The following is a 9,837-nucleotide window of genomic DNA, read 5'->3' on the forward strand; positions in this document are numbered from 1 at the left end:
TGTACTTGAGCTTGCGAAACAGACTCGCTGTTTCATTTGTAGTATGTGCTTAAGTAGGAGAAAAGAATTGCAGGATAAACGATTACCAAAAATTAAATTGCTTTTAAGTTTAACAGGTCATTTAAATAAATGGCAACACCGTCATCTTCATTTGAAAGTGTAACGTCATTAGCAATATTCTTAAGCTCGTCAACGGCGTTTTCCATTGCAATGCCAATGCCGGCGAATTCAAGCATTTCTAGATCATTGTCTTCGTCGCCAAAAGCAATGATTCTTTCTTTAGGAATTTGAAAATAATCAGCAACTTTTTTTACACCTATAGCTTTATTAAGGCCATATTTTACAATCTCAATGACATACCACGGCGCTGCCCAGCTGCGATGATTGATTACTTCGGCATGAACTTCTGATAAATGGGCACGTATTTTTTTGATGTTTTCTTCATCAGTATGTATCAACATACTTGTTGGGGAATGTTTCAAAAATTTTCTCAAATCTCCTGTTGTAATATTCGGTTTCCCTATTCCAAACACATCCAATAATTTTTCATCGTGATAATGTAAGAATACATCATCGATGACTTCTGCGATAATATTATGAAAGTGGAATGAGTCCAATGCATCGACAATGTCTTTTGCTACTTTCATGTCTAAAGGCGAATGGTAAACTCCCCATTTTTTATCTAATGGATGGTGGATAAATGCCCCATTAAAGTTCACAATTGGAGTATCCAATTGCAATTCACGGTAGTACATTTCACTTGATCGAAATGGCCTTCCGGTGGCAATCATGACCTTATGCCCCTGTTCCTTCGCTTTTAGAATAACTTTCTTCGTTCTATGGGATATTGTTTTATCATCTTTTAACACAGTTCCGTCCAAATCAAGTACAATTAAATGTTTCTCAGCCATAAACGCTCCTTTTTAAAAACAATTTTTAAAAAAAGTGTATCCTCTTATGAAAAAATTGGTTTACGTGCTAAACTAAACGAAGAGGAGATATCTATATATATTTTCCGTTTTGACTCTTAATTCCTTCCATGAATCTTATGTTAGCAATACGGTATGAATTTTGTAAAAAAATTTACCCTATCGCTTTTTTGGTGGTGAAATGAAATGATTACAATTGAGAAAGATCGGATCCACAATATTCCTTTTCTTCATATTGTAAAACAAAATAATTTTTCAACAAAAATACCGCTTGTCATTTTTGTACATGGGTTTACAAGTATAAAAGAAAAAAACCTTCATTATGCTTATTTGCTTGCTGAAAAAGGATTTCGAGTTGTATTGCCAGAAGCGCTCTTTCATGGAGAAAGAAGCGAAAATATAAACGGAAAGGATTTGAATTTTCATTTTTGGGAAATTGTATTAAATACGATTGAGGAAATACCGATAATAAAAGATTATTTTGAGGCGAAAGGGACTATTGATACAGGAAGAATCGGGCTTGCAGGTACTTCGATGGGAGGCATCGTGACACTTGGTGCATTATCTAAGTATGATTGGATTCATGCAGCTGTCGTTTTGATGGGAAGCCCATCTTATGAAGAGTTTGCAAAATGGCAGTTGCAAAATATGAAAAAATACGGAATTGACCTCAATGTAAGCCAGGATGAGGTTGACAGCTTGCTTGAAAAAGTCCGAAAATATGATTTAACTCTTCAGCCGGAAAAACTGAGAAACAGACCTGTTCTATTCTGGCACGGAAAAAAGGATCAAGCTGTACCATTTCATTATTCCTTAGAGTTTTATGAAAGAATTAAAAAAGACTATGATCCCGATCGCCTCATGTTTATTCTTGATGAAAACGCCGGTCATGAAGTAAGTAAAGAGGGAATTGCTAATACTGTTTTATGGTTTGAAAAGCACTTAACACGTTATAATAGTCATAGTGTGAATTAAAATAAAAAGGAGAGTGATCTACATGGATCAGGATCTTAAAGACAGCATTATGGGTGCTCTTGAGCTTGTTATAGACCCGGAACTTGGGATAGACATAGTTAATTTAGGATTGGTTTATGATTTGGAGATGAATGAAGAGGGAAAATTAACAGTAACAATGACACTGACAGCAATGGGATGCCCGCTTGCCGGAACGATCGTAGACCAGGTTAAGCGCGCTCTTGCCGATATTCCAGAAATTAAAGATGTTGATGTTAATATTGTTTTTAACCCGCCATGGACGAAAGACAGAATGTCAAGATATGCAAAAATTGCTTTAGGCATCCAGTAATAATCTTTTATTGCACCTAAAACGATTATCTAATTAAGAAGACATCATCATCTCTTAATAAAAAACAGCAGAATTTCTGCTGTTTTTTTATGCCTGGAAGAAGAAATCATGTCAGATTTTTTGTTATGTTGTCATATTTTGAAAATTATGAAAATAAATATAGGCAATCCATGAAAACACTGTTAAGATAGTAATAACTTTTATATCCCATTTTAGCGGGCGGTACTACTTTCCTTCCTATTTAGAATGGAAATTTGTAATTAATGGAGTGGAATGTTATGAAAAAAACAATGATTAAAGACCAGTTAAATAGACCGCTCAGAGATTTGCGCATTTCTGTTATTGATCGATGTAATTTCCGCTGTCAATATTGCATGCCGGCTGAAATATTTGGCCCCGATTTTGCGTTTTTACCGAAAAGTGAACTACTGACATTTGAAGAAATTTTTCGTGTAGCAAACATTTTTGTGAAATTAGGGGTTGAAAAAATCCGGCTTACTGGCGGAGAGCCACTCCTTCGTGCAGATTTGCCTGAACTTGTTAAAATGCTTTCAACAATTGAGGGCTTGAAAGATATTGCCCTTACAACCAACGGAGTGCTCCTTCCAAAACTCGCTCACAGGTTAAAAGATGCCGGACTAAAAAGGGTAAACATAAGTCTTGACAGCTTGAATGACAAGGTATTTGGAATCATTAACGGACGCAATGTTAAAGTGAAACCGGTTCTTAAAGGTATCGAAGCGGCAAGAAAATCCGGGTTAGGCATAAAAATCAATATGGTTGTAAAAAAGGGATTAAATGATGCGGAAATTCTTTCAATGGCAGACTTTTGCAAGCAGGAAGGATTGGAATTGCGATTTATCGAATTTATGGATGTTGGCCATACAAACGGCTGGAGAATGGATGATGTAATAACGAAAAAACAAATTTATGATATCTTAAAAGAAAAATATGACCTTGAAGCAATGGAACCGGCTTATTTCGGTGAAGTCGCCAAGAAATACAGATATAAAGGAACAGACATACTTGTTGGTTTTATTACGTCTGTTTCGGAATCATTCTGCAAAAGTTGCACGCGTGCGAGGTTGTCCGCAAATGGCAAGCTGTATACATGTTTATTTAACGGAAACGGATATGATATAAGGGATTTTATAAGAAACGGCGCTACTGACGAACAATTGCAGGAAAGGATTGTTAATATATGGAATAACCGAAAGGACCGGTATTCTGATGAACGCACTGAAGAAACAGCTGCGCTGCGTAAAAAAATTGAGATGTCTTTTATTGGCGGTTAACCTCCTTATAAAGGGAGGTTTTTTTAAAGTAATCCCGAAAAAAAATTAACTTGTTTTTAGGAGCTGATGTTGATGGTTGAAAAAAGAACCCCTATTCCTATCGGGGAAGCTGTAAAAAAAGTGATGGAGTTCGCAAGAAAAGGCGAAACAGAGCTAATTTCTATTGACGACAGCCATGGCCGATTTCTGGCAGAGGATATAAAAGCAACACATGATGTACCCCATTTTGACCGGTCCCCGTACGACGGGTTTGCGATAAGGGCGAATGACACAAAGGAAGCATCTCCAACCAATCCGGTTGAATTGGAAGTGATTGACCATATTGGAGCAGGAATGGTTTCTTCAAAAACGGTCGGTCCATTTCAGGCGGTGAGAATTATGACCGGTGCTCAAATGCCAAATGGGAGTGATGCGGTAGTCATGCTGGAACTTGCAAAAGAAGCCAATAAAGATGGAAAAAAATTCATATCAATTAAGCGGCCTTTTAAGAAAGGGGATAATGTTTCGTTTCGAGGAGAGGACGCAATAGAAGGACAAGTCCTTATAAAGAAAGGGACGAAAATAAATCCGGGAATACAAGCGGTATTGGCTACTTTTGGGTATTCTAAAGTGCCTGTTGCAAAAAAACCTGTCATCGGGGTGTTTGCAACCGGAACAGAACTTCTGGAAGTTGATGAACCGTTAAAACCGGGAAAAATCCGAAATAGTAATGCTCATATGATTGCTGCTCAAATTGACCGGGCCGGAGCGGAAGTGCGTTACTTAGGCAAACTCCATGATGATTTTGAAACATGCTTTGAAGCAGTCCGGAAAGCGATAAATGAAGTAGATTTGTTGATTACGACTGGCGGAGTCTCAGTTGGTGATTATGATTATCTGCCTGCTATTTACGAAAAACTCGGTGCGGAAAGATTGTTTAATAAAGTCGCGATGCGTCCGGGAAGTGTAACAACTGTTGCACAGTTTGGAAGAAAATTGTTGTTTGGATTGTCAGGAAATCCATCTGCCTGCTATGTTGGATTTGAACTATTTGCAAGGCCTATCATTAAAACGATGCTTTTCTCGGAAAAACCGCATTTGAGAAAGGAAAAAGCAATTCTTGCGGCAGATTTTCCAAAAGCAAATCCATTTACCCGATTTGTTAGAAGTACATTAACGATAAGGGACGGAAAACTTGTTGTTTCTCCAAGCGGGCTTGATAAATCAAATATAGTGACGAGTCTTGCAACAGCTAATTCATTAACAATTCTGCCCGGAGGTACAAGGGGATATCAAAGAGGAACTGAAGTTGACGTTTTAATGCTTGAAGATGAAACAGGGAGCGAATGGCCTTGGTAAGCCCAGTTGTCTTTCAGATTGCCGGGTATCAAAACAGCGGCAAAACCACATTCATGATAAAGCTCATTAAAGCGTTGTCAATTGAAAAACAGCGTGTTGCAACGATTAAACACCACGGGCACGGCGGCAAACCAGCTGTTCTCGCAAATAAAGATTCCAGTATGCATGCAGCTGCAGGAGCGGAAGCAACGCTTGTCGAAGGGGAAGGCAGCATACTTCTTCAGGCAGATAATATGTGTTTGAATCTACAGGAACAAATTGCCCTTCTTTCTTTTTTTAATCCTGATGTTATTTTAATTGAAGGGCATAAAAAAGCAGAGTTTGAAAAGGCTGTTATCCTTAGAGACGATGCTGACCTCCCGATCATCGAGGAGCTGGTAAATTTAAAACTGATCCTTTGCAGAGATTTGCAACTCTCTTACATGCTTTCGGAGAAGCAAAATATACCGGTTTTTTCTTTGCAAGATGACAGCGGTTTAAACTGGCTTTTGAATTATTTGAAATCCCGCATAATTGAAAACAGGAAATCAAGTGAAAAATAAAAAATAAGTTGGATTACTGCAGGCAGACTTTCAAATTTAAAAATATTATAAATTTCAAAATAATGATTGATTTTAGTTTCCTAACTTTTTATAATAAGAGAAACAATCATACATAAATATAAAAATAATTGATTAAATATACAACAAGACTGAAGGGTGAAAGTGATGAAAGTTTCTATTATTGGGACAACAGGATATGGAGGCGGTGAACTCCTGAGGATTTTGCATCACCATCCTGTATATAGTATACAATCTATTCATTCAACGAGAGAAGAATTGACGATAAATGAGGAATACCCGCACTTGAACGGAATTTTCGAACAAAAGCTGGAAAAAATTGATCCATATAAAATTGCTAAAGAAAGTGATTTAGTGTTTCTGGCAACGCCATCAAGGGTGTCGGGAAAATTGGCTGAAGCTTTTTCAGAAACCGATATACAAATCGTTGATCTATCAGGAGATTTACGTTTAACAGATCCGAATGAATATCGAATTTGGTATAAAGAAGAACCTGTGAAAGAGGATCTTCTGCAAACAGCTGTTTATGGATTAAGTGAATGGAATCGAGCTAAGATTGCTTCTGCGAAGATTGTGGCTAATCCCGGATGTTATCCAACCGCTGCACTCTTAGGGCTTGCACCGCTCGTAAAAGAAGAGCTTATTGATCCAAGCAGCATCATTATCGATGCAAAATCTGGTGCTTCCGGAGCGGGAAGAGCTGGTTCCAAAAACATAAATTTTTCTGAAGTAAATGAAAACTTAAAGATTTATAAAGTGAATGAGCACCAGCATATTCCGGAAATTGAGCAGCAGTTAAAAAAATGGAGTTCAAAAGTTAAGCAAATCACCTTCAGTACACATTTGCTTCCTATTACAAGAGGGATTATGGCAACCATGTATGTTCAGCTTTTAGAAGAAAAAAGCACCGGGGAAATTCTCGAATTATATCGAGAGACATACGCGAACAGCCCTTTTATTCGAGTCAAGGCTGAAGGCCAATATCCATCGATAAAAGAGGTCAGCGGTTCAAATTTCTGTGACATTGGGCTTCATGCAGATCAGAGAACAGGCAGGGTTACGATCGTGGCTGTTATTGATAATTTAATGAAAGGAGCAGCCGGCCAGGCAGTGCAAAATGCCAATATTATGAATGGAATCGATGAAAAAGCAGGACTTGGTTTTGTTCCTTTGTATCCGTAAAGAGGGGGGATTGTTCCACATGCAAACTTTAACAGAAAACGAAGCAATCAAGTTCATTACTGGAGGCAATATTTTAACTCCAAAAGGATTTAAAGCCGACGGAGTGCATGCAGGACTTAGATACTCAAAGAAAGACATTGGTGTAATTGTAAGTGAAACTCCTGCTAATTGTGCAGCTGTATACACAACAAGTCATTTCCAGGCTGCTCCGTTAATAACAACGAAAGACAGTATTGCAAAGGAAGGACTTCTTCAAGCTGTTGTCGTAAATAGCGCTTGTGCCAATGCATGTACAGGGGAAAGAGGATTAAAAGATTCCAATAAAATGAGAGAATTAACCGCAAAAAAATTTCATTTGAAGGAACATTATGTCGCAGTTGCCTCCACCGGGGTAATTGGAGAGTTTTTGCCGATGGACAAAATCGAGCAAGGGATTCAATTATTGTCGCCGGGAAATGACGATCAACATGCAGAAGCTTTTCAAACAGCGATTTTAACAACCGATCTAGTCCAGAAAGCATGCTGCTATTCTGCCACGATTGACGGAAAAACCATTTACATGGGAGGCGCAGCAAAAGGTTCCGGAATGATACATCCAAATATGGCAACAATGCTTGCTTTTATTACAACAGACGCTGCGGTCGAATCAAATGATTTGCGTTTAGCTCTAAAGGAAGCAACAAACAAATCATTTAACCAAATAACTGTGGACGGGGATACTTCCACAAATGATATGGTTTTAGTTATGGCGAATGGAAAAGCAGGAAACAGCCCATTGAACCAAAGCCACCCTGATTGGCCAATTTTCGTGCAACTATTAACAGCCACTTGCGAAAACTTAGCAAAGCAAATTGCAAGAGACGGTGAAGGGGCAACAAAATTGATTGAAGTAGAAGTTTCCGGTGCTGAAACAGATGAGGATGCTAACAAAATTGCAAAGCAAATTGTCGGATCTAATCTCGTCAAAACAGCGATTTACGGCGCGGATGCAAACTGGGGAAGAATTATTGTGGCTGTTGGCCAGAGCGATGCAAAAGTTGTTCCTGAAAAAATCAATGTCTCAATTGGAAATATTGTCATGCTTCATAACGGCGAACCTCAAGCTTTCTCTGAAGAAGAAGCAACTGAATATTTGAAAAACGAAACGGTGAAAATTTCTGTCGATCTTCAAATCGGGAATGGAACAGGCCGGGCTTGGGGATGCGATTTAACCTATGATTATGTCAAAATCAATGCCAGCTATCGGACATAGGGGAGAGTGGAAATGAGAAGAGTCTTGATTAAATGTGGAGGAAGCGTCATCGATTCATTAACTCCGGAGTTTTTTTCAAGTTTGCAAAAATTGATCTCTCAAAACTATCAGTTAATTTTTGTCCATGGCGGCGGACCTGATATAAACGAAATGTTGAATCTGTATCATGTTAAGCCGGAATTTCATAACGGCTTAAGAAAAACAACTGAACAAACAATGAAAGTAGTTGAAATGGTACTGTCCGGTCATACGAACCGAAAACTCGTTCACCTCCTTGAAGTACACGGACTTAATGCTTTCGGATTAAACGGCAGCGACGGCAAATGCCTTCAAGCAAAGTACATCAATAAAGAACAGCTCGGATTGGTAGGAGAAATTGAGGCAGTCAATCAGGAAGTAATCTTAATGCTGTTAAGGGAAAATATCATTACGGTTATTACACCAATAGGCATTTCTAAAACCGGCGAAAAGTTAAATGTGAATGCGGACCATGCAGCAGCTGCTGTAGCTCGAGAGCTGAACTGTCATTATTGTTTATTTGTCACTGATGTTGACGGGATTTATATTGATGGAAACTTGGTTTCTAATGTGAGCGAAGAAGACATCCATACGTATATAACCGAGGGGAAAATTACCGGAGGAATGATTCCTAAAGTGAAATCTGCTCTTGCAGCAATCGAAAAAGGTCTTGAAAGAGTAATGATTGTATCCGGCAAAAAGGCATTTTTTGACGGACGGAACTGGATGGGTACAAAAATACAAGGTAAAGCGGGGATTTTGCAATGAGCTATTTATTTCCGACCTATCAAAAGTGGGAGATCGAACCTGTTTCTGCCAATGGGTGCAAATTAATTGATGCAAATGGAAAGGAATATTTGGATTTTTCGTCAGGAATCGGGGTTTGCAATTTAGGCCACAGGCCAAAAGCAGTTGAAGAAGCCATTGAAACACAACTGAAAAAATATTGGCATGTGTCCAATCTTTTTCACATAAAAGAACAGGAAAAAGCTGCAAAACTTCTTGCGAAGAATGCCGAAATGGATTTAGTTTTCTTTGCAAACAGCGGTGCTGAAGCGAACGAAGGAGCTATTAAACTAGCAAGAAAATATACAGGCAAACATAAAATTGTAACATTTGAACAATCATTTCACGGCCGTACTTTTGCGACAATGGCAGCTACCGGTCAAGAAAAAATTAAACAAGGATTCGGTCCGATGCTCGAAAGCTTTGTTTATGTGCCTTTCAATAACACGGAAATGTTAAAAAATGCTATGGACGAAAGTGTTGCTGCGGTTATGCTAGAAATTGTTCAGGGCGAAGGCGGAATTCATATTGCCAATGAAGAATTTTTAAAAGAAACTGAAAAGCTTTGTAAAGAGTATGGTGCATTATTAATTATCGATGAAATTCAAACAGGTATTGGACGTACCGGAAAACCGTTTGCTTTTCAGCATTTCGGTCTTAAACCTGATATAGTTACAGTTGCAAAAGGTTTGGGCAGCGGTTTGCCAATTGGTGCTGTAATCGGTAAAATAGAGTTAGAATCAGCGTTTGGTCCCGGAAGCCATGGATCTACGTTTGGAGGAAATCCGGTATCTGTTGCTGCCGCAATTGCCACTATGGAAACCATTTTTCAAGAGGAATTTTTGAAAAATACTGTTGAAAAAGGGAAATACTTAATTGGGAAATTAAAAACAGTTCTCGGTAAATCCCCCATCGTTTCAGAAATAAGAGGGATGGGATTAATGATCGGGATTGAGTTAAAGACCGATGTTCAGCGATTATTGTCAGAATTGAGAAAAAACGGGTTGATTGCACTACCGGCAGGCAGCAATGTATTAAGGCTCTTGCCGCCATTAACAGTAACAGTGGAGGAGATTGATGAAGCTGCAGTAATCATTGAAGCAACCATTCAACAATTTATGAACAAAACTGTAAAGGCGTAATTTTTTAGGTTATTAATGCATAAAAATTA

10 protein-coding genes are annotated in these 9,837 nt (G+C 38.4%); 9 read left to right on the forward strand and 1 reads right to left on the reverse strand.

The annotated features are described in order from the left end of the window. Window positions 1-92: 92 nt before the first annotated feature. Window positions 93-911 (reverse strand): Cof-type HAD-IIB family hydrolase, encoded by an 819-nt coding sequence (locus tag BMMGA3_RS04305; RefSeq protein ID WP_004433551.1) that lies wholly within the window; start codon window positions 909-911, stop codon window positions 93-95. 204 nt (window positions 912-1,115) lie between these two features. Here BMMGA3_RS04305 and BMMGA3_RS04310 point away from each other — a divergent pair, with 204 nt between their 5' ends. The 9 genes from BMMGA3_RS04310 (at window position 1,116) to BMMGA3_RS04350 (ending at window position 9,808) form a co-directional block, all read left to right on the forward strand. Continuing rightward, window positions 1,116-1,904, forward strand: a complete 789-nt coding sequence (locus BMMGA3_RS04310; RefSeq protein WP_004433553.1) for an alpha/beta fold hydrolase — start codon at window positions 1,116-1,118, stop codon at window positions 1,902-1,904. Window positions 1,905-1,926: 22 nt separating this feature from the next. Continuing rightward, a complete protein-coding gene (locus BMMGA3_RS04315; protein ID WP_004433555.1) occupies window positions 1,927-2,235 on the forward strand; it encodes a metal-sulfur cluster assembly factor in 309 nt (102 codons plus the stop codon). A 278-nt stretch (window positions 2,236-2,513) separates the two neighbouring features. Further along, a complete protein-coding gene (moaA, locus tag BMMGA3_RS04320; protein WP_004433557.1) occupies window positions 2,514-3,530 on the forward strand; it encodes a GTP 3',8-cyclase MoaA in 1,017 nt (338 codons plus the stop codon). A gap of 72 nt (window positions 3,531-3,602) precedes the next feature. Continuing rightward, a complete protein-coding gene (gene glp, locus BMMGA3_RS04325) occupies window positions 3,603-4,868 on the forward strand; it encodes a molybdopterin molybdotransferase MoeA (protein WP_004433559.1) in 1,266 nt (421 codons plus the stop codon). Then, window positions 4,856-5,410 (forward strand): molybdopterin-guanine dinucleotide biosynthesis protein B, encoded by a 555-nt coding sequence (mobB, locus tag BMMGA3_RS04330; protein ID WP_034669197.1) that lies wholly within the window; start codon window positions 4,856-4,858, stop codon window positions 5,408-5,410. The genes glp and mobB overlap by 13 nt, the downstream gene beginning before the upstream one ends. Before the next feature lie 165 nt (window positions 5,411-5,575). Then, window positions 5,576-6,610, forward strand: a complete 1,035-nt coding sequence (argC, locus tag BMMGA3_RS04335) for an N-acetyl-gamma-glutamyl-phosphate reductase (protein WP_038502064.1) — start codon at window positions 5,576-5,578, stop codon at window positions 6,608-6,610. A 19-nt stretch (window positions 6,611-6,629) separates the two neighbouring features. Beyond that, entirely contained in the window at window positions 6,630-7,862 is a 1,233-nt protein-coding gene (gene argJ, locus BMMGA3_RS04340) for a bifunctional ornithine acetyltransferase/N-acetylglutamate synthase (RefSeq protein WP_004433567.1), read from the forward strand. Between the two features lie 12 nt (window positions 7,863-7,874). Continuing rightward, on the forward strand, window positions 7,875-8,648 hold the full coding sequence (gene argB, locus BMMGA3_RS04345; RefSeq protein WP_004433569.1) for an acetylglutamate kinase: 774 nt from the start codon (window positions 7,875-7,877) through the stop codon (window positions 8,646-8,648). Further along, complete coding sequence (locus BMMGA3_RS04350; protein ID WP_004433571.1) at window positions 8,645-9,808, forward strand: acetylornithine transaminase; 1,164 nt, start codon at window positions 8,645-8,647, stop codon at window positions 9,806-9,808. Before argB ends, BMMGA3_RS04350 begins: the two co-directional genes overlap by 4 nt. Window positions 9,809-9,837: the final 29 nt, after the last annotated feature.

Origin of the sequence: Bacillus methanolicus MGA3 (assembly GCF_000724485.1) — a bacterium.
In the GTDB taxonomy this organism is placed as follows: domain Bacteria; phylum Bacillota; class Bacilli; order Bacillales; family Cytobacillaceae; genus Bacillus_Z; species Bacillus_Z methanolicus_A.